The sequence below is a fragment of the Microbacterium sp. MEJ108Y genome (assembly GCF_000834175.1).
GTDB lineage: Bacteria > Actinomycetota > Actinomycetes > Actinomycetales > Microbacteriaceae > Microbacterium > Microbacterium forte.
On record NZ_JXQX01000030.1, the window covers coordinates 121,512 to 141,901 of the forward strand.

Here is a 20,390-nt window from a genome sequence, read left to right on the forward strand (position 1 = left end):
GGGTTCTGCGGACGGAGAGACAGCGATGAACGAAGCACTGCCCATCGTCGAGATGCGGGGGATCTCCATCGAGTTCCCGGGCGTGAAAGCCCTCGACGGGGTCGATTTCCGGCTGTTCCAGGGCGAGGTCCACGCGCTCATGGGAGAGAACGGCGCCGGAAAGTCGACCCTGATCAAAGCACTGACCGGTGTTTACCAGATCGACTCGGGGTCGATCGTCGTCGCGGGTCAGGAGCGCAGCTTCGGCGGCGCGGACGACGCGCAGGATGCCGGGATCTCGACGGTCTACCAGGAGGTCAATCTCGCCCCGAACCTCTCGATCGGCGAGAACGTGATGCTCGGACACGAGCTGCGTGGAGTGTTCGGCATCAACTGGACGGCCACCCACCGCGCCGCGACCGACGCTCTCTCCCGACTCGGGCTGGGGCACCTCGACACGCGCCGACCGCTCTCGACTCTCTCGATCGCGCTGCAGCAGCTCGTCGCCATCAGCCGCGCGATGGCGATCAAGGCCAAGGTGCTCATCCTCGATGAGCCGACCTCCAGCCTTGACGCCGCCGAGGTCGACGGCCTCTTCACCGTGATCAGGGCGCTGCGCGACCAGGGCGTCGCGATCCTCTTCGTCTCGCACTTCCTCGATCAGGTCTACGCGATCAGCGACCGCCTGACGGTGCTGCGCAACGGACTGTACGAGGGCGAGTACCTGACCCGAGACCTCGACCGCCATGCCCTCATCTCGAAGATGATCGGCAAAGACCTCGACGCGCTCACGTCACTCGGGGGCAACCGCCGCCGTACACCGCGCGACGCGGACGAGAAGCCGCTGCTCGCAGCATCCGGAATCGCACGACGAGGCGCGGTCGAGGCGACCGACCTCGACATCCGCCCCGGCGAAGTGATCGGCTTCGCCGGTCTGCTGGGCTCCGGACGCACCGAGCTCGCGCGACTGCTCTACGGGGCCGACCGCACCGACGAGGGCACGATCGAGCTGCACGGTCACCGGGTCGACCTCAAGTCGCCGGCCGACGCGCTGCCCCGCCGCATCGCCTTCTCGACCGAGAACCGTCGCGACGAGGGCATCATCGGAGACCTGACCGTGCGCGAGAACATCGTCCTCGCGGTGCAGGCCGAGCGCGGGTGGGCGCGGCCGATGAGCCGCAAGGAGCAGGATGCGATCGTCGACCGCTACATCGAGCAGTTCAACGTCCGCCCGGCCGACCCCGACCGGATGATCAAGAACCTCTCCGGTGGCAACCAGCAGAAGGTGCTGCTCGGGCGCTGGCTCGCCACGCAGCCCGAGCTGCTGATCCTCGATGAGCCGACCCGCGGCATCGACGTGGGCGCCAAGGCCGAGATCCAGGAGGCGGTGGCCGAGCTCGCCGAAGACGGCGTCGCCGTGGTGTTCATCTCGTCCGAACTCGAAGAGGTCGTGCGCCTCTCCGAACGGATCGTCGTGCTGAAGGACCACCGCAAGATCGGCGAGATCCAGAACGGCCCCGACGTCACCGCGCAGGTGATCGTCGATGTGATCGCCGCTCATGGAGTGGAGGCCGCGGCCGAGACGCTCGACGACACAGACGGCGCCGTGCCCGATAGCATCGCCCCCACGACCGACAAGGAGGCAGCGCGATGACCGCGTCAGCCGGCACCACCATCTGGCGGGATCTGATCCACAAGCCGTTCTTCTGGGGCATCGTCGCGATCCTCGCACTGCTCGCCCTGAACGTGATCAAGGACCCGACCTACCTCGCGCTCTCGATCAACCCCAACAACGGCAACCTGGTGGGCAACCTGATCGACATCCTGCGCCAGGCGGCGCCGATCATGATGATCGCGATCGGGATGTCGCTCGTGATCGCCACCGGCGGCATCGACCTCTCGGTCGGCTCGCTCATGGCCGTCGCCGGGGCCGTCTCGATGGAGTTCCTCAGCGCCGCCGGAGACTCCTTCGGTGCGGCGCTCGCCGCGGTCGGGCTCGCGCTGGTGATCACCGGCATCCTCGGGGCGGTCAACGGTCTGCTCGTCGCCTACGTCGGGCTGCAGCCGTTCATCGCGACCCTCGTGCTCATGCTCGCAGGCCGAGGCATCGCCAAAGTGATCACGGGCGGGCAGAACACCACGGCGTCGAACGACGCGTTCCGGTGGATCGCCAACGGCTTCGTGATCGGCATCCCCGTGGTGTTCATCCTCGCCGTGCTCATCGTGATCGCCGTCGGCTGGGTCGTCAGACGCAGTGCGCTGGGTCTCATGATCGAGGCGATCGGCATCAACCCCCGCGCCAGCCGCATGGCGGGCATCAAGCCGAAGGGCCTGCTGCTCACGGCATACATCATGAGCGGCATCCTCGCGGGGATCGCGGGGATCATGTCGGTCGGCAGCGTCATGACCGTCGACATCTCGCGCACCGGGTATCAGCTCGAGCTCGACGCGATCCTCGCTGTCGTCATCGGCGGCGCGTCGCTGGCCGGCGGCAAGTTCTCGCTCAGCGGCGCGTTCGTGGGCGCGCTGCTCATCGCCACGCTCGACAAGACCGTGCTGTACCTCGGGGTCTCGTCGTCGGCGACGCCGGCGTTCAAGGCCATCGTGATCGTCGTGCTGTGCCTGCTGCAGTCGCAGCGGGTGCGCAGCTGGTTCCGCTCGCGCCGCAAGACCCGACCGGTCGAACAGGTCCTCGCCAAGGAAGAGGTGTCCGCATGAGCGTCGTGACCGCCACCCCGGCTCCGCAGGCGACCGAGACCATCGTCGAGCGCGTACGCCGCATGATCACGGCGAACCCGTCGGTGCTGCCGACGATCGCCTCGGTCGCGATCTTCGTCGGCATGGTGATCTTCGGCGAGGTGGCCTACGGCCGCATCCTGCAGTTCAACACGCTGTCGAACCTGCTGATCAACAACGCGCACCTCATCGTGCTGGCCGTCGCGCTGACCTTCGTGATCCTCACCGGCGGAATCGACCTGTCTGTCGGCTCGATCATCGCGGTCTCCTCGGTCGCGGGAGTCATGCTCTCGAACGCCGGATGGAACGCGTTCGCCGTGATCATCGCGATGATCGGCATCGGCGTGCTCTTCGGCATCGTCTCGGGCGTGCTGATCAGGTATTTCAACGTGCAGCCGTTCATCGCGACGCTGGCGATGATGTTCCTCGGTCGCGGCCTCGCGTCGCTGCTCAGCACCAAGCCCGAGCGACTCGGCGAGGAATCGCCGATCCGCTGGATCGGCACGCAGCTGAAGATCATCGACGGCCCGAAGGTCAACGACCTCGTGATCACCCCCGCGGTGCTCGTCGCGGTGATCGTCGTGGCCGCCGCGTTCTTCGTGCTGCACCGCACTCGCACGGGGCGCACGGTCTACGCGATCGGCGGGTCGGAGAGCTCGGCGCTGTTGATGGGGCTTCCCGTGCAGCGCACCAAGGTGCTGGTCTACGTGATCAGCGGCGGGCTGGCCGGTCTCGCGGCGGTGCTGTACACCGCCCGACTCGGAACCGCGCAGAACATCACCGGCATCGGATGGGAACTCGACGCGATCGCCGCAGCGGTCATCGGCGGCACCGTGCTGACCGGCGCGTACGGCTATGTGCTCGGGTCGGTCGTCGGAGCGCTGGTGCTGGGGCTCATGAACGTGCTGATCACACGCGACGGCGGGATCCCTCCCGAGATGACCACGATCATCACCGGCGGCATCCTGCTCGTCTTCGTGCTGCTGCAGCGGGCGGTCACTCGAAAACGCGAGTAGCTTCCGTTCGAATGACGTGAAAGACCCCTTGTCCGGTGGACAAGGGGTCTTCTGCGTTCCCGCAGTGTCACGCGTCGACCGCGCGGCATTCCTGAACACCGGTATGTAGCACGGGGAGACCGCAATCCACCTCATATGACTACGTAACATCGTCATTCGGACATGTGGGGGGCGCGATGACAGATGTGGAGACCGACGAGCTCCGAGCTCTCGCGACGCAGGCGGAGAGCGTGCGGGGAGACTTCGGATCGCCGGTGGTCGCGCAGTCGTCGGGGCTGGGAGCGGGCTCTCTCGACGAGGCAGTGGCGCGGTTCGGTGAAACCTGGACGACGGCTCTGGGGCGTCGTCTCGGGGATGTCGACATGCTCGCCGAGAATCTGCGGCAGACGGCTGAGGTGTTCGACCGGGGAGACGAGGCGTCGAGCAGTGAACTCGACCAGATGATCTGGGCCGAGAGCGACTACTGATGCCCGAACTGGGGATGACGAATGACCCGGTCGTATTGGTGCCCGGTTCTCATGCCGCAGCGCACACGGTCGCGTCGGCGTGGCGGTCTCGGTCAGAGGCCGCCACTGCGCTTCGGGACGGGTTGAGAGACCTCGAGGTCGATTCCGCGTGGACCGGGTACCCGTACGACAAGTACCTCGAGCGGGCGGAGTATGTGCGGTCGTCGTGGCAGAGGTGCGGCGAGTACCTGATGAGTGGCGCCGCCGCTCTGTCGGCCTATGGCGATGCTCTGCGATGGGCGCAGGATGAGGCGGCGCGCGCGATCGACCTGTGGGAGCAGGCGGAGGCGGCGACGGTCGTCTCGCGTCAGGCGCACCGGGTGAAAGTGCGGGAGCTGGAGCGCGACCTCGGCCTGCGGCACGTCGAACTCGACGTCCCGTTCATCGATGGCGGGGCGGACCTGCGCGCACAGGCGGTAGACGTCTTGACGAACGCGAGGGGCGTGCTGGATCGCTACGCCATGGATGCCGCGAACACCATCCATGACGCGGCGGACGCGGCGCCCCTGGAGACGCCGAAGCAGACCGAGAGCACAACGAACTGGGCAGTGGCGGGGGCGATCGGCGCGGCGGTGTTCGAGACCGCCGTGCTCAACCCGGCGAGAGAGCAGCTGAACTTCGTCGCCTCGATGGGCAACGCTCTCCTCAACCACCCCGACTTACTTCTCGAACTGCTCGGCGGAGTCGCCCTCGTGGTCGGTGGCGGCACGATGATCGGCGGCGGAGGCGCACTCGTGCTCACGGGGGTGGGGGCTGTGCCCGGCGGCGGCGTCGCGTGGGCCGGAGTGGGCGTCGCCGGAGCGGGCCTTGTAGCCGCGGGACATGCCAGCGCTCGCTGGATGAACGAGGCGACCGGTGATGATGCAGTCCGCATCGCGGAGCGCCCGCCACCTCACCCCGAGTACGGGGGTCGTGACATCAAGGGCCAGTACAACGGCGACGGGCAACGCCCTTGGGTCGACACCGAGAAGATCGGGTTGGACGAAGTCGCTAGCGATACCGGGTACGACATCATCCGCGACAAGGTGCGTGCGACCATCGACGGGTATTACAAGCCCGGCGCGACGGCCGAGCAGCACCGATACTACGACGGCCTATACAAGAATCCCGACGGCACCTACACCGGCGTGGAGGTCAAAGGAGGAACCGGGAGTCGTGACGCATACCAGAGAGGGTTCGACAGCACCGTCAGTCCCGATCGCCCGGCTACAGCCGTCGTCAACGGCGAGAGAATACAGATCACCAAAGTGATACTGAAGGAAGTCAAGTGACGAAGCCCACACACATCACCCAGAGGAATGGGCGTTCCCGCGGCGCGCTCCTCGATGAATTCCGTCCGTACTCCGAACAGATCCGGTTTGTTCTGCTTCAGATGAACGGATCCTCGTTCTGGGCCTACAGTTTGTGGCGTGCGCCCGAAGGTGCGGACCTGCTGGAGAGCATCCCGTTCAGCGAGGAGTATATGCAGTGCGCGGGAACCGCTGACGCGCTGGCGCTGGAGGTGCGCCGCATCGAGGCCGACGGCACCCCCCACCAGTACGCGATCGGCAAGCCCGGTGGTCACCGCACGGGGGAACCCACCGAGGTGATCCACTACGACGACGGTCGCCACAGCACCACGGTCTATCCGCACGAGGTCTTCACCGCCGATGAAGCAGCCGTCGTCTTCTATACGTATTTCCTCACTGACGACGTGTCTCAGCCGTACGAGCTCCGCGATCTGCACCTGAGCTGGCCGAAACCCGGATCCGAAGAGGGTGACAGCTGATGCGCATCCGCGTCGATCACCAGCCGCTCGCTCAGTCGATCGCGGTTCTCGCTGACACCGCAGATCGGATCCGCGGTCTGCTCGACGAACTCGAGTCTGAGGCCTTCGGGCTGAGACAGCTGTGGACCGGGCAAGCCCACGAGGCGTACTCCCGCGCTCAACGCGAATGGACCGAGTGCGCCGACGGCATGCAGACCGCTCTCACCAGCGCCGCGACCGCCGCAGCCCGCGCGCACGCACGCACCCGCGACGCCGAAGCCCATGTCGCCACCCTGTGGAGCTGAATCCCCCTGAGCGTCGTCACACCGTCGGGATCCACACGCGCATGGTCGACGGACCGCGCTGAGCCCAGTCGTGGTACGGAACGAGAGCAACCTCGTTGACCTCATCGGTCGACCGGTGTCGCACGGGCAGCACGACCCTGCCATCTCGCTCGATCGGGTCCCCGGCGACGACCGCGTCGCCGACGTCACTGCCGAGGTCGATCGACTCGAGCGCCAGGACTTCGGGACCGCGTTCGATCACGACGCTGCCCCGCACGGCATCCACCATCGGATGCGGTGACGTGGCCCTCGCCATGATCGGCAGGCTGAGCTCGACGACGTCGCCGGCGCGGAACGCGCGAGTGATCTCGACCCCACCGGCGGGTGCGGGGGACTCCGTGACCTCGCCGCCGCTGTGCACGCGCACCGTCGCTCCTGATGCCCACGACGGCACGCGCAGCGTCAGCGTGAACTGGGCATCCTCGGCGATCATGATCCGCACGTCACCCTCGACGGGGTAGGTCGTCGACACCTCGAACGCCACGACGCGGCCGTCCGGCAGCGTCGTGCGCACGGTCGACGGCGCGTACTGGTGCAGCTGCACGCCGTCGTCATCCGCCGTGGCCACATAGGCGGCGAGGCTCGCGAAGGTGCGCGCCACGTTCGGAGGGCAGCACGACACCTCGAACCACGGGGCGCGCAGCGACGACGAGGCGCGCGCCGACGTGGCATCCGGGTCCGCCGGCGTGCCCGGCGTGCGCTGATGCAGCGTGTTGGCGTAGAAGAACGCGCGGCCGTCGTCGGCCGGGGAGGTCGCGACGACGTTGAACAGGGTGCGTTCGATGAGGTCGGCATGCCGGACGTCACCGGTCGCGAGCAGCAGACGCCACGAGAACATGATCGAGCCGATCCCTGCGCAGGTCTCGGAGTAGGCGCGGTCCGGCGGCAGCTCCCAGTCGTCACCGAAGGCCTCGTCCTGGTGATGCGACCCCTGGCCGCCGGTCACGTACGTGCGGCGCTCGACCGTGCGATCCCACTGACCTCGCAGGGCGTCGAGCAGCTCGACATCCGACCTCTCGATCGCGACGTCGGTCGCTCCGGAGGCGAGGTAGTTGGCGCGCACCGCGTGCCCGCGCAACGCCTGGGCGTCGCGCACGGGCACGTCGTCTTGGAAGTACTCCTGCCCCCACTCGATCTCGCCCAGAGACCCGCGGCCGTGCCGCTCGACGAACAACGCGGCCTGATCGATGTAGCGCTGCTCACCGAGTGCGCGACCGAGCTCGGCCAGGCCCACCTCGACCTCGGCGTGCCCGCAGATCGCGTCGCGCCCGTCGACGCCGAACTCCTGACATACGAGTTCGGCAGCGAGGCGGGCGACGGCCACGAGTCCGTCATCGGCGTCAGGTCTCGTGCGCACCCGGGCGACGGCCGCCTGGAACAGGTGGCCGAGGCAGTAGAGCTCGTGCCCCCACTGCAGCGCCGACCAGCGCTCGCCCTGACCGTCGCGGCCGAACATCGTGTTGAGGTATCCGTCGGGCTCCTGCGCGGCGGCGACCCGGTCGACCACGCGGCGGAACCGCTGCTCGAGATCGCTGTCGGCCGCGGCATCCGTCCGTCCGATCTCCCACGCGAGCGCCTCGAGGTACTTGTAGATCTCGGAGTCGGCGAACTCGCGCCCCCGGCGCCCGGCGGGAAGCGTGCCTGCGGCGGCGAGGTCGAAGTTGGGCAGCCAGCCCTCGGACTCCAGGCGCGACTCGATGTGCGTGAGAGTGGCTGAGCCGTTCACGGTCTGGCGGTCGCCCCAGAACCCTCCGGTGATGCGCACCTCGTCGAGGCCGAGGGGGCGCAGGCGTCCGCGTGTGGGAACCACCGGAGCGGCCGGTGTCGTGGTGTCGAACATGGTCATCCCTTGAAGGCGCCGGACATGAAGCCGCGCACGTAGTGTCGTTGTAGGATCAGGAAGAGCAGGATGCAGGGGAGCGCCAGCACGACGACGCCCGCCTCGGTGGCGCCGTAGTCGACGACGCCCTGCACCTGCCCACGGAGGTTCGCCACCGCGAGAGGCAGCGTCATGCGATTGGTGTCGTTGATGAGGATCAGCGGGGCCATGAAGTCGTTCCACGCCGTGAGGAACGCGAACAGGCCGACAGTGACGAGCCCCGGCTTGACCGCGGGCAGCAGCACCCGCCACAGCGCGCCCCCGCTGGAGCATCCGTCGACCATCGCGGCTTCATCCATCTCCCTCGGGATCGACTCGAACGAGATGCGCATCATGAACATCGAGAACGGCAGCTGGAACATCGTGATCACCAGCGCGACGCCGACGAGCGAGTTCTGCAGGCCGACCGAGTTGAGGATCACGTAGAGCGGAATGAGCAGCGTCGCGTAGGGCACCATCAGGATCGCGAGAGTCAGCAGGAACAGGGCGTTCTTGCCGGGGAACGAGAAGCGCGCGAACGCGTAGCCGCCCAGCAGAGAGATGAACAGCGTCAGCGCCACGGTGAGCACCGAGACGAACAGCGAGTTGCCGAGGTACACCCAGATGCCCGCCTGGTACTCGCCGAGGGCGGCGTAATTGCCGAAGCCCCAGCCGCCGGTCTGGCTGGTGCCCGCCATCGGGCTGACTGACGAGACGCCGGTCCAGATGAGCGGGTAGAGGAAGATCACCGCGAGGGCGGTGGTGAACACCCAGTACGGGATGCCGAAGACGACGCGGGCCGCCTTCGATCGATATCGCGGCGCGGTGGGCTGATGATTCGGGGCGACGATGGTGCGTGTCAGGGTCTGGGACATGGTTCTCAGCTCAGTTCTCATCCGTGCGGCGGAACGCGCGCAGCTGGAAGACGTTGATGACGATGAGCGCGAGCAGCACGATCACCGAGAGGGCGCCCGCGATGCCGAGGCTGTTCTGCCCCTGGAAGGCGACGTTGTAGATCAGCTGCACCACGGTCATGGTGCTGTTGTCGGGGCCGCCTTTGGTGAGGATGTAGAACTGCTCGAACGCCAGCAGCGACCCGGTCACGCACATCACGGTCGTGAGGGCGAAAGTCGGCTTGAGCAGCGGCACCGTGATGTCGCGGAACGTCTGCCAGCGGTTGGCGCCGTCGATGCGCGCGGCCTCGTAGACGTCGTCGGGGATGCCCTGCAGCCCCACGAGCATCAGCAGCATGTAGAACCCCGCGTAGCGCCAGACGATCAGGAAGATCGTCGACCACAGCGCCCCCTCGGGGGTGCCGAGGAAGGTGATTCCCCACGACTTCATGAGGTTCGCGAACGGACCGGCGATGGGGGAGTACAGCACGTAGAACAGCAGCGAGGCGGATGCGAGGCCCAGGGCGCTCGGGATCAGGAACGCCGTGCGCAGGAGGCCCTTCCACCTGGTGGATTCCTGCACGAGGAGGGCCAGGCCGAGTCCGAGGCCGATCAGGATGACCGTCGTGATGACCGTGTAGAGCAGGGTGAAGCGGATCGAATCCCAGAAGAGACGGTGCATGACGGCATCCGTGTAGTTCTCGGGGAAGTTGATGCCCTGGTTGCCGCTCAGCAGCGGCCAGTCGGAGGCCGACATCTGCACCACGAGCACGAGCGGCACGATGAACAGCAGGGCGACGAAGATCGCCGTCGGGGCCGCATACAGCCAGCCCTGCACTGGGCCGCCGAAGGCGGTACGCGGCCGGCGGCGACGCAGCGGAGGTGCGGTCGAGGTCATCTCGGTCTCTTTCGATCGGGGGGGCTGGCGAGGTGGATGCGGGGGCGGTGCAGCGCCGCCCCCGCGGCGAATCACTGCGACAGGATCGCGGTGATCTCCTCGTTGTCGGCCGGCACCGAGTCGTCGCCGTTCAGCACGGCGTTGCGCACCAGCGTGAGCCAGGGGCTGCCCGGAGCGTTGAACGCCTGCTGGAAGTTCAGTGCCACGGGGGTGTCGCCCTGGGACGCGACCTCGTTGACCGTCACCAGGCGAGGGTCGGCCGCGGCGTACTCGTTGTCGGCGAGGTCACCCCGTGAGACGGCGTTGCCGTCCTTCGCGAGGACCTCGACCTGCGCCTCCTCCGACATCATCCAGTTGAGGAAGTTCCAGGCCTGCGCGGCCTTCTTCGAGTCCTTCGAGATGCCGATGCCGTCGCCGCCGACGAACGTCGAGGCGCCGCCGTCGACACCGGGGATGCCGGCGACACCCGCGTCGAACTCGAGGGAGGGGAGCAGCGTCGCAGGGAACGGCATCACGCCGACCTTGCCCTCGCTGAACGCGGCGGTCCAGGTGGGGCCGGCCTCATCGGTGGAGGAGGGGAGGATCGCGCCGGCATCCTGCAGTTCGGTCCACGTGTCATAGACGGCCTGCGCCGAGTCGCCGTCGAGCAGGGATTCGGTGCCGTCCTCGTTCATGACCTCGTCGCCGGACGCCCAGATCGAGGGGAACCAGGTGAAGACCAGGCAGCCGCCGCAGTTGAGGCCGGTCGCCGTGCCGTAGGTGTCGGGCTTGTTCAGCGCCTGCACGGCCATGGCCGCCTCGGCGAACTCTTCGAGTGTGGCGGGTGCCTTCTCGGGGTCGAGGCCTGCCTCGGCGAACAGCTCCTTGTTCCAGAACAGCATCGAGAGGTCGAGCGCGAAGGGCAGCACGTACTCGGCGCCGTCGACCGTGCCCGCCGAGAGGTGACCGGGGTTGATCTCGTCCTTGAAGTCGAGCGCATCGATCTGCTCGGACATGTCCTGGAACAGGCCCTGCTGCGCCCAGTTGGGCACGTAGACGATGTCGGCGGCGAACAGATCGGGCAGACCGCTGGAACCGGCGGCGGCGCCGACCTTCGCGACGTAGTCGTCGTTGGGGACGACCGTGAGCTCGACCTGGTTCTCGTGGCTGGCGTTGTAGGCGTCGACCAGCAGCTTGGCCTGGCGCTCGATGGGAGCGCGGGTCCACAGCGTGAGTGTCGTGCCGTCATCGGTGCCTTCGGCAGGGATGGGTTCGTTCGACGCCTCGTCAGCGGCGGGTGCACAGGCGGCGAGGCCGCCGACGAGCAGGCCGGCCGCGATGACGACGGCTGCTGCCCGGCGTGCGGCGTGTGTACGGGTGGTGTTCATGGGCGGGGGCTCCTCTGGGCTCGTCCTCGAGCGGGTGCGGTGTGGCGCTTCGACAGTGCAGCGCCGGGTGTGGAGATGAGGTGGAGATCAGGTTCTCCGAAATCTACGAAAACCCTTTCGAAAGGTATAGCGTGGTTTCAGCGGGGGCGTCAACCCTTGTTCCGATAACCTTTCAGCAACAGGGGGAGTGATGAGCGACACGAATGCAGCACGGGCGGTGACCCTCGGTGATGTCGCCGCGCGCGCCGGAGTGTCGATCTCGACGGCGTCGAAGGCTCTGAACGATCGAGGCGATGTCTCGGCCGCGACGCGCGCCAAGGTGCGGGCGATCGCCGAAGAGCTGTCCTTCACGCCCAACGCCATGGCTCGGGGTCTGCTCGCCGGTCGCACCGGCACCGTCGGCCTGCTCACCAGCGACCTCGAGGGTCGCTTCATGATCCCGATCCTGATGGGCGCCGAGGACGCCTTCGGCGCCGGCCGCATCAACGTCTTCCTGTGCGATGCGCGGGGCGACGCGATCCGTGAGCAGCATCATCTCCGCGAGCTCCTGAGCCGCCGGGTCGACGGCATCATCGTCGTCGGCCGACAGACGGATGCTCGACCCTCGCTCGGGCAGGAGATCCCCGTGCCGGTCGTCTACGCGTACGCGCCGTCCGACGACCCTCGCGACCTGTCACTGACTCCTGACAACTACGCGGGCGGACGGCTGGCGATCGAGCATCTGCTGGCGTGCGGGCGTCGGCGCATCGCACATATCTCGGGCGACCCGACGTATGCCGCAGCTCAAGACCGCCTCGCCGGGGCCAGGGCCGCGCTCGCCGAAGCCGGCCTCGAGCTCGTCGGCGAGCCGATGTTCTCGGAGTGGACGGAGCACTGGGGGCGGGACGCCGCGGCGATGCTGCTGAACCGGCATCCCGACATCGACGCCGTGTTCTGCGGCTCTGACCAGATCGCTCGCGGCGTGCTCGACTCGGCGCGGGATCTCGGACGCACCGTTCCCGACGACCTCGCGGTGATCGGCTATGACAACTGGGAAGTGCTCGCGACGAACGCGCGGCCCGAGCTCACCAGCATCGACGCCAACCTGCAGCAGCTGGGGCGTCAGGCGGCGCTTCGGGTGTTCGACGCGATCGACGGGATCGACATCGGGGAGGGGTCGCACCATCTGCCGGTGCGCCTGGTGATCAGAGGATCGACCATCGCCCGGCGCTGAGCCGCCCTCTCCTGCCGACCGTCGGTCGCGTCTCCGGTCAGACGTGGTCGCGCCAGGAGTGCTGCGGGTCGAAGCCCAGGATGCGGCGGGCCTTGTCGATCGACAGCAGCGTCTCGTTCGGGCCGAACTCGCGCGCGACAGGGACGTCGGGGAAGACCTCGGCGAGCAGCTCGGTATTCGGACGCGACATGACCGTGTCGGCGGCCGCGATGATGAAGTTGTCGAACCCGGGGGCCGCGACCTCGAGCGCGCGCTCCACGGCCTGAGCGCCGTCGCGGGCGTCGATGTAGCCCCAGAGGTTCCACTTGCGGCGCGACGCGTCGGAGTCGAAGTCGGGGAACTCGGCGTAGTCCTCCGGGTTCATCACGTTCGAGAACCGCAGCGCCGTGATCGAGAGGTCGGGATGCCAGCGCACGAGCTCCCTCGCCAGCTGCTCCTCGAGCGTCTTGACCAGCGAGTACACCGATTCGGGGCGGGCGGGGTAGTCCTCGTCGACGGGCACGTAGGGCGGAGGCACGTCGAACGGCAGGCCGAGCACGGTCTCGCTCGACGCGTAGACGACGCGCCGGATGCCGAGGCGCACCGCCGCCCAGAACACGTTGAACGTGGCGGGCATGTTGTTGTGGAACGTGGCGACGTCGCTGCGGATGCCGGGGGCGGGGATCGCGCCGAGATGCACGACGGCATCGATGCCCTCGTGTCGATCGCCGACGGCCGTGAAAGCGTCCACGACCTGGCCGTAATCCGTGAGGTCGACCTGCACGAAGTCCGGGCCGCGGACCCCGGCGACGTCCATGCCGATGACCTCGTATCCGTGGGCGCGGAGTTCCCGCGCGACGACGCTGCCGAGCTTGCCCGATGATCCCGTGAGTGCGATGCGCATGTCACCAGAGTGGCACGAAGAAGAGGCGCCGGGGCCGCTCGGCATACACTCGTCGGCGTGAGTGACACGAGCAGCGAGCCCCGTCGCACTGTCGGCGTGCGTGACGTCGCCGTGCTCGCCGGGGTCTCTCGGCAGACGGTGTCACGGGTGCTGAACGACCACCCCGAGGTCGCCGCCGAGACCCGCGAACGGGTGCTCGCCGCGATGACCGAGCTCGGCTACCGCATGAACAACGCCGCCAGGGCACTGGGCACGCGGCGCTCCCGCACGCTCGGTGTGCTGGCCACCGACGCCCTGCACTATGGGCCCTCGCGCAGCATCGCCGCGCTCGAGGCCGCAGCCCGCGAGGTCGGCTACTGGCTGAGTGCGGCCTTCGCGGATGCCGGAGACGCCGACGCGGTCATCGCCGCGGTCGACCACCTCGTGATGCAGGGCGTCGAAGGCATCGTCGTCGTCGCCCCGCACGCCCACACCCTCGATGCGCTCGACGAGCTGCGCATCGGCGTGCCGGTCGTCACGCTGCACGCGGCCGACCGAGGAGCCCGCGGCCTCTCGGTCGACCAGGCCGCGGGAGCCAGGCTCGCCGTCGCGGCGCTCGCCGACGCGGGGCACACGCGAATCGCGCACCTGGCCGGACCCGCCGACTGGCTCGAAGCAGAGTCCCGCACGCAGGGATTCGCAGACGAGCTCGCCGCGCGTGGGCTCGCCGCCGGCCCCGTGTTCGAGGGTGATTGGACAGCAGGCTCGGGCTACGCGGCCGTCGACGCCGTGCGGAAGTCGGGCGTGACGGCTGTGTTCGCGGCCAACGACCAGATGGCGCTCGGGCTGCTCGGCGGGCTGCATGAGGTCGGGCTCTCGGTGCCGGGCGACATCAGCGTGGTGGGCTTCGACGACACCCCGGATGCCGCCTACTACTGGCCCAAGCTGACGACCGTGCGACAGGACTTCTCCGAGCTGGCGCGCCGTGCGGTGGCGGCGGTGCTGGCGGACAGCGACGGAGCGCCGGCATCCGATCTCCCGCCCGTGGCTCCCGTGCTCGTGACCCGTGATTCGGTCGCCCCGCCGCGCTGAGCCTCCGCACTGCCGCGGCGAGCATCCGCGTCTTGACGGTCGGCAGACCCCCGTGACACACTTCTGTGACCGGTCACAGTGACCACCGCCGACCCTGAGGTACCCGTGAGCAACGAAGCCCCCGTCTTCTCCGCCGAGATCGACGCATCGATCCAGGCCGTCCGCGAAGATGTCGCCCGCCTGCACGCCGAACTGGTCCGCAACGGCCTCGTCGTCTGGACCGGCGGCAACGTCTCCGGCCGCGTGCCCGGCGCCGACCTGTTCGTCATCAAGCCGTCGGGCGTGAGCTACGACGACCTCGCCCCCGAGAACATGATCCTGTGCGACCTCGACGGTGCCGTGATCGCCGGAACCGCCGGCAGCGAGCGCGCGCCCTCGAGCGACACCGCGGCCCACGCCTACGTCTACCGCCACATGCCCACCGTCGGGGGCGTCGTGCACACCCACTCGACGTTCGCCGTCGCCTGGGCGGCCCGCGGCGAGGAGATCCCGTGCGTGATCACCGCCATGGCAGACGAGTTCGGCGGTCCGATCCCGGTGGGCCCGTTCGCGATCATCGGCGACGACTCGATCGGTCACGGAATCGTGCAGACCCTCAGCGGCCACCGCAGCCGCGCGGTGCTCATGCAGAACCACGGCCCCTTCACGATCGGGGTCGACGCGAAGGATGCCGTGAAGGCCGCCGTCATGGTCGAGGACGTCGCCCGCACCGTGCATTACGCCCGTGAGGCGGGCCCCCTCATCCCGATTCCGCAGGAGGCGATCGACAGCCTCTTCCGCCGCTACCAGAACGTCTACGGACAGAACTCGGACGCCCGACGATGAGCGACACGACCACCACGACCGACACGACCCGCACCGCAGCCCGCGACGACATCCTCGCCGCCCGCACGAGCCTCGGCATCGAGCTCGGCTCCACGCGCATCAAGGCGTGCCTGATCGGGTCGGATGCCACGGAGGTGCTCGCCACCGGCTCGTTCGCATGGGAGAACCGGCTCGAAGACGGCCTCTGGACGTACGCGATCGACGAGGTCTGGGCCGGACTCCAGGCGGCCTACGCCGCTCTCGCCGCCGACGCGGAGAGCCGCCACGGCGTGCGTCCCGAGACCTTCGGCGCGATCGGCATCTCGGCGATGATGCACGGCTACCTCGCGTTCGACGCGCAGGGCGAGCTGCTCGTGCCGTTCCGCACCTGGCGCAACACCAACACGGGTGCCGCGGCGGCCGAGCTGACCGACCTGCTCGGCGTCAACATCCCGCTGCGCTGGTCGATCGCGCACCTGCACCAGGCGGTGCTCGAGGGCGAGGCGCATGTGCCGCAGCTCGACTTCGTCACGACCCTCGCCGGGTACGTGCACGAACGGCTCACGGGCGAGCGAGTGCTGGGCGTCGGCGACGCCTCCGGCATGTTCCCCATCGACTCGAGCACCGGCGACTACGACGAGCGGATGCTGCAGGCATACGACGCCCGCGCCGCCGACCGCCTTCCGGCGACCGCACGAGACCTCTTCCCGACAGTGCTCCCGGCCGGAGCGGCCGCAGGCTCCCTCACCGCCGAGGGCGCAGCGCTGCTCGACCCCAGCGGTGCGCTGAAGCCCGGCATCCCGCTCTGCCCGCCCGAGGGCGACGCCGGCACCGGCATGGTGGCGACCAACTCGGTGTCTCCTCGCACGGGCAACGTCTCGGCGGGGACGAGCATCTTCGCCATGGTCGTGCTCGAGCGACCGCTCACCGAGGTGCACCACGAGCTCGACCTCGTGACCACGCCGGCCGGCGACGCCGTCGCCATGGTGCACTGCAACAACGGTGCCAGCGAACTCGCCGCCTGGGCCGGTCTCTTCACCCGCTTCTCCGCGGCAGCGGGTCAGCCGCTGAGCGACGACGCCGTCTTCGACGCGCTGTTCCGCGAGGCTCTCGACGGCGAGGCGGATGCCGGTGGGCTGCTGGCCTACAACCACCTCGCCGGCGAGCCCATCGCGGGTCTCACCGAGGGGCGTCCGCTGTTCGTGCGCACGCCCGACAGCGCCTTCACGCTCGGCAACTTCATGCGCTCGCAGCTCTACGGCGTCTTCGGAACGCTCGCGCTGGGGATGCAGGTGCTCACCGCCGAGGGTGTCGAACTCGACCGCATGTTCGCGCACGGGGGCATGTTCCGCACGGCCGGGGTCGCGCAGCGCTTCCTCGCCGGAGCGCTGGGTGCTCCGGTCGCTGTCGGGGAGCTCGCCTCCGAGGGCGGCGCGTGGGGCATCGCCGTGCTCGCGTCGTACCTCGCGCACGCCGAGTCCATCTCGCTGGGCGAGTACCTCGAACGCGACGTGTTCGCGACGGCATCCCTCTCGGTCGCCGACCCCGACCCTGCCGACGTCGCCGGCTTCGCCGCCTACCTCGATCGCTACCGTGCCGGCCTCGCCATCGAGGCCGCCGCAACCACCGCTCTCCGTCCCGGTCGCTGAGCGCGAGGAGCGAGGCGAAGCGCACACCTCTTCGCGTTTCGTCTCGATGCTTCGCTCCTCGCTCAACGACCGAATATGAAAGGCCTCTCATGACCCGCACCCCGCTCACCACCTCGCTCGACGGCTACGAGGTCTGGTTCCTCACCGGCAGCCAGCACCTCTACGGCCCCGAGACGCTCGCCCAGGTCGCCGACCAGTCGCAGCAGATCGCCCGCATCCTCGACGAGGCGGGCGAGGTTCCCGTGAAGATCGTCTGGAAGCCGGTGCTGACGGATGCCGCCGCCATCAAGCGCACCGCGCTCGAGGCGAACGCCGACGACCGGGTCATCGGCCTGATCGCGTGGATGCACACGTTCAGCCCGGCCAAGATGTGGATCGCCGGTCTCGACGCGCTGCAGAAGCCGCTCGCGCACCTGCACACGCAGGCCAACGTCGAACTGCCCTGGGCCGACATCGACTTCGACTTCATGAACCTGAACCAGGCCGCGCACGGCGACCGCGAGTTCGGCTACATCCAGACGCGCCTCGGCGTGCCGCGCAAGACCGTCGTCGGTCACGCGAGCGACCCGCGGGTGCGTCAGGAGATCGCGACGTGGCAGCGTGCGGCCGCCGGACTCGCGGCCTCCCGCTCGCTCAAGCTCGCCCGCTTCGGCGACAACATGCGTTACGTCGCCGTCACCGAGGGCGACAAGACCGAGGCAGAGCTGCGCTTCGGCGTGCAGGTCAACACCTGGGGCGTGAACGATCTGGCGGATGCCGTCGCCGCGGCATCCGACTCCGAGATCGACGCCCTCGTGGCCGAGTACGAGGAGCTGTACGAGGTCGTGCCGGAGCTGCGCCGCGGTGGTGACCGCCACCAGTCTCTGCGTGACGGAGCCGCGATCGAGATCGGTCTGCGGACGTTCCTCGAAGAGGGGGGCTTCGGCGCCTTCACCACCTCGTTCGAAGACCTCGGCGCGCTGACGCAGCTGCCCGGTCTCGCGGTGCAGCGCCTGATGGCCGAGGGATACGGCTTCGGTGCCGAGGGCGACTGGAAGACCGCGATCCTCGTGCGCGTCGCGAATGTGATGGGTGCGGGGCTGCCCGGTGGGGCGAGCCTCATGGAGGACTACACCTACGACATGACCCCCGGCGACGAGCTGATCCTCGGCGCGCACATGCTCGAGGTCTCGCCGTCGCTCACCACCGCGAAGCCCACGCTCGAGATCCACCCGCTCGGCATCGGCGGCAAGGACGACCCGGTGCGCCTGGTCTTCACCGCCGACCCCGGCCCCGCGATCGTCGTGGCGCTGAGCGACATGCGCGACCGGTTCCGCCTCACCGCGAACGTCGTCGAGAACGTGCCGCCGCGCCAGTCGCTGCCGAAGCTCCCGGTGGGCCGCGCTGTCTGGAAGCCGCAGCCCGACTTCACCACGAGCGCCGCCGCGTGGCTGACCGCCGGTGCCGCGCACCACACCGTCATGTCGACGGCCGTCGGGCTCGAGGCCTTCCGCGACTTCGCCGAGATGGCCGAGGTCGAGCTGCTCGTGATCGACGATGCGACCACCCTGCCCGAGTTCCAGAAGCAGGTGCGCTGGAACCAGGCCTACTACCGACTGGCTCAGGGGCTGTGATGACCGACGTCTCCTCCGCCGCCGTCGATGTGGCGACCGCGGCGCGACCGCGCTCGGGCCGGCAGCTGCGCATCGCCGGTCACGGATACGAGGCCGTGATCGCGAGCGTCGGCGCATCGCTGCGTGTGCTCACGTTCGAGGGGCGCGATCTGGTCGTGCCGTTCGACGCCGACGAGGTGCGGCCCGGATACCGCGGCACCACCCTCGCGCCGTGGCCCAACCGCATCGTCGACGGCCGCTACACGTTCGGCGGCGCCGAGCAGCAGCTGGCGCTCACCGAACCCGCCCGCGGCCAGGCGCTGCACGGCCTCCTCGCGTGGGCGGAGTTCGAGGATCGCCTCGTGCTCGACGACCGCGTCGTGCTCGCGGCCGTGATCGAGCCGCAGACGGGATACCCGTTCCGCGTCGAGGTCGAGACCGAATACCGCATCGACATCGACGGGCTGAGTCAGACGGTGACCGCGCGCAACCTCGGGGCGGATGCTGCGCCCTGGGGCACCGGACCGCATCCCTATCTCGTCGCCGGCCCCGACGGCTGGGTGGACGACTGGACGCTCACACTGCCGGCATCCGAGGTGCTCACCGTCACGCCCGACCGGTTGAGCCCGGTTGCTCTCGAGGCCGTGGCGGAGCATCCGGAATGGGACTTCCGCGCAGCGCGCCGCATCGGCGACGTCTTCATCGACCACGCCTTCACCGGTCTCGCCCGTGACGGCGGAGTCGCCGAGGTGCGGCTCGTGACGGATGCCGGAACCGGCGTCGCGATGACGTTCGACGAGCGCTGCCCGTGGGTGCAGGTGCACACGGCCGACAACCCGGGGATCGATGCGATCCACCGCATCGGCCTCGCGGTCGAGCCGATGACCTGCCCGCCCGACGCCTTCAACTCGGCAACCGACCTGGTCGTGCTCGAGCCCGGCGCGACGCACGCCGCATCCTGGCGGATCTCCGCGGTCTGAGTCGCTCGGCGGCCGCCGGGCGGGCTCCCGCGGCGTGAGTGGTCAAAAGAGCATCCGGACGAGTCGTTTCAGGTGCGTTTCTGACCACCCGCGCGCGCGCGGACGGTGACGCGTCAGGCGAGAGCCGCGATCAGCGCGTGGGCGGCGGATGCCGACGACTGCGGGTTCTGTCCGGTGATGAGCTGGCCGTCGACGATCGTGTGATCGCTCCAGGGGTCGGTGACCTCGACGTCGGCGCCGAGACCGCGCAGCGCGGTCTCGAGAAGGAACGGCGCGCGATCGGCGAGTCCGCCGATGCGCTCCTCCTCATCGGAGAAGCCGGTGATTCGGCGCCCGGCGACCAGGGGCTCGCCAGCGGAATCGCGTGCGGGAAGCAGAGCGGCGAGACCGTGGCACACGGCGGCCAGCGGGCGGCCGCCGGCGACGGTCGCCGAGATGAGCGCCGCCGAGTCGGCATCCACTGCGAGGTCCTGCATCGGGCCGTGGCCGCCCGGGTAGTAGACGGCCGCGTAGTCGGCGGCGTCGACGTCGGCGAGCACCAGGGGAGTGGTGAGCCCCGGGATCTGCGCGAGGGCCGCGGCATCGCCTTCGCCGAGGCTCGACGAGTCGGCCACCGGCTCGACACCGCCGGGAGTCGCGAAGACGACGTCATGACCTGCTGCGGTGAGCAGTCGGTATGGGGCGAGCAGTTCTTCGGCCCAGTAGCCGGTGGGGTGCTCGGTGCCGTCGGACAGGGTCCAGGTGCGGGCGCCGGTGACGACGAAGAGGACGGATGACATGGATGCTCCCAAGGGGTCGGACGACGGATGCCGTGCGGATGCGGTATCCGGGACAACCGCGAGGATCGAGAACCG

19 protein-coding genes are annotated in these 20,390 nt (G+C 68.8%); 13 read left to right on the forward strand and 6 right to left on the reverse strand.

Features of this window, described 5'->3' with window-relative positions:
• The first annotated feature begins 25 nt into the window (after positions 1–25).
• From RU09_RS13675 to RU09_RS13705, 7 genes are all read left to right on the forward strand, one after another.
• Positions 26–1,633, forward strand: coding sequence for a sugar ABC transporter ATP-binding protein (locus RU09_RS13675; protein ID WP_042541405.1), 1,608 nt, complete (start codon positions 26–28; stop codon positions 1,631–1,633).
• Entirely contained in the window at positions 1,630–2,697 is a 1,068-nt protein-coding gene (locus RU09_RS13680; protein ID WP_042541406.1) for an ABC transporter permease, read from the forward strand. Before RU09_RS13675 ends, RU09_RS13680 begins: the two co-directional genes overlap by 4 nt.
• A complete protein-coding gene (locus tag RU09_RS13685; RefSeq protein WP_052492985.1) occupies positions 2,694–3,731 on the forward strand; it encodes an ABC transporter permease in 1,038 nt (345 codons plus the stop codon). The genes RU09_RS13680 and RU09_RS13685 overlap by 4 nt, the downstream gene beginning before the upstream one ends.
• Positions 3,732–3,907: 176 nt before the next feature.
• On the forward strand, positions 3,908–4,198 hold the full coding sequence (locus RU09_RS13690; RefSeq protein WP_042541407.1) for a type VII secretion target: 291 nt from the start codon (positions 3,908–3,910) through the stop codon (positions 4,196–4,198).
• Positions 4,198–5,508, forward strand: coding sequence for a putative T7SS-secreted protein (locus RU09_RS13695; protein WP_042541408.1), 1,311 nt, complete (start codon positions 4,198–4,200; stop codon positions 5,506–5,508). Before RU09_RS13690 ends, RU09_RS13695 begins: the two co-directional genes overlap by 1 nt.
• Positions 5,509–5,609: 101 nt before the next feature.
• Positions 5,610–6,005, forward strand: a complete 396-nt coding sequence (locus RU09_RS13700; RefSeq protein WP_231567592.1) for a hypothetical protein — start codon at positions 5,610–5,612, stop codon at positions 6,003–6,005.
• Positions 6,005–6,289 carry a WXG100 family type VII secretion target gene (locus RU09_RS13705; RefSeq protein WP_052492986.1) on the forward strand — a complete coding sequence of 95 codons (285 nt, stop codon included), beginning with the start codon at positions 6,005–6,007 and terminating at the stop codon, positions 6,287–6,289. Before RU09_RS13700 ends, RU09_RS13705 begins: the two co-directional genes overlap by 1 nt.
• 16 nt (positions 6,290–6,305) lie before the next feature.
• Here the strand turns inward: RU09_RS13705 and RU09_RS13710 are convergent, their stop codons facing one another.
• The 4 genes from RU09_RS13710 to RU09_RS13725 all read right to left on the reverse strand — a co-directional run bounded on the left by RU09_RS13710 (position 6,306) and on the right by RU09_RS13725 (position 11,344).
• Positions 6,306–8,174, reverse strand: a complete 1,869-nt coding sequence (locus RU09_RS13710; protein ID WP_156145936.1) for a beta-L-arabinofuranosidase domain-containing protein — start codon at positions 8,172–8,174, stop codon at positions 6,306–6,308.
• On the reverse strand, positions 8,171–9,061 hold the full coding sequence (locus tag RU09_RS13715; RefSeq protein ID WP_082041134.1) for a carbohydrate ABC transporter permease: 891 nt from the start codon (positions 9,059–9,061) through the stop codon (positions 8,171–8,173). The genes RU09_RS13710 and RU09_RS13715 overlap by 4 nt, the downstream gene beginning before the upstream one ends.
• A 10-nt stretch (positions 9,062–9,071) precedes the next feature.
• Positions 9,072–9,977: a carbohydrate ABC transporter permease gene (locus tag RU09_RS13720; protein ID WP_042541411.1), complete on the reverse strand. Its 906-nt coding sequence runs from the start codon at positions 9,975–9,977 to the stop codon at positions 9,072–9,074.
• Between the two features lie 71 nt (positions 9,978–10,048).
• Positions 10,049–11,344 carry an ABC transporter substrate-binding protein gene (locus tag RU09_RS13725; RefSeq protein ID WP_042541412.1) on the reverse strand — a complete coding sequence of 432 codons (1,296 nt, stop codon included), beginning with the start codon at positions 11,342–11,344 and terminating at the stop codon, positions 10,049–10,051.
• A 190-nt stretch (positions 11,345–11,534) separates the two neighbouring features.
• Between RU09_RS13725 and RU09_RS13730 the strand changes: the two genes are divergently transcribed.
• Entirely contained in the window at positions 11,535–12,557 is a 1,023-nt protein-coding gene (locus RU09_RS13730) for a LacI family DNA-binding transcriptional regulator (protein ID WP_042541413.1), read from the forward strand.
• 37 nt (positions 12,558–12,594) lie between these two features.
• Here RU09_RS13730 and RU09_RS13735 read toward each other — a convergent pair whose 3' ends face one another.
• Positions 12,595–13,440: an NAD-dependent epimerase/dehydratase family protein gene (locus tag RU09_RS13735; protein WP_042541414.1), complete on the reverse strand. Its 846-nt coding sequence runs from the start codon at positions 13,438–13,440 to the stop codon at positions 12,595–12,597.
• Between the two features lie 57 nt (positions 13,441–13,497).
• Here RU09_RS13735 and RU09_RS13740 point away from each other — a divergent pair, with 57 nt between their 5' ends.
• The 5 genes from RU09_RS13740 (at position 13,498) to RU09_RS13760 (ending at position 19,536) form a co-directional block, all read left to right on the forward strand.
• A complete protein-coding gene (locus tag RU09_RS13740) occupies positions 13,498–14,511 on the forward strand; it encodes a LacI family DNA-binding transcriptional regulator (protein WP_042541415.1) in 1,014 nt (337 codons plus the stop codon).
• A gap of 105 nt (positions 14,512–14,616) precedes the next feature.
• Complete coding sequence (locus RU09_RS13745; RefSeq protein ID WP_042541416.1) at positions 14,617–15,336, forward strand: L-ribulose-5-phosphate 4-epimerase; 720 nt, start codon at positions 14,617–14,619, stop codon at positions 15,334–15,336.
• Positions 15,333–16,964 carry a xylulokinase gene (locus tag RU09_RS13750; RefSeq protein WP_042541417.1) on the forward strand — a complete coding sequence of 544 codons (1,632 nt, stop codon included), beginning with the start codon at positions 15,333–15,335 and terminating at the stop codon, positions 16,962–16,964. Before RU09_RS13745 ends, RU09_RS13750 begins: the two co-directional genes overlap by 4 nt.
• Before the next feature lie 89 nt (positions 16,965–17,053).
• Complete coding sequence (gene araA, locus RU09_RS13755; RefSeq protein ID WP_042541418.1) at positions 17,054–18,577, forward strand: L-arabinose isomerase; 1,524 nt, start codon at positions 17,054–17,056, stop codon at positions 18,575–18,577.
• On the forward strand, positions 18,577–19,536 hold the full coding sequence (locus tag RU09_RS13760) for an aldose 1-epimerase family protein (RefSeq protein ID WP_082041135.1): 960 nt from the start codon (positions 18,577–18,579) through the stop codon (positions 19,534–19,536). The genes araA and RU09_RS13760 overlap by 1 nt, the downstream gene beginning before the upstream one ends.
• 113 nt (positions 19,537–19,649) lie before the next feature.
• Here the strand turns inward: RU09_RS13760 and RU09_RS13765 are convergent, their stop codons facing one another.
• Positions 19,650–20,315 carry a type 1 glutamine amidotransferase domain-containing protein gene (locus tag RU09_RS13765; RefSeq protein ID WP_042541419.1) on the reverse strand — a complete coding sequence of 222 codons (666 nt, stop codon included), beginning with the start codon at positions 20,313–20,315 and terminating at the stop codon, positions 19,650–19,652.
• Positions 20,316–20,390 lie beyond the last annotated feature (75 nt).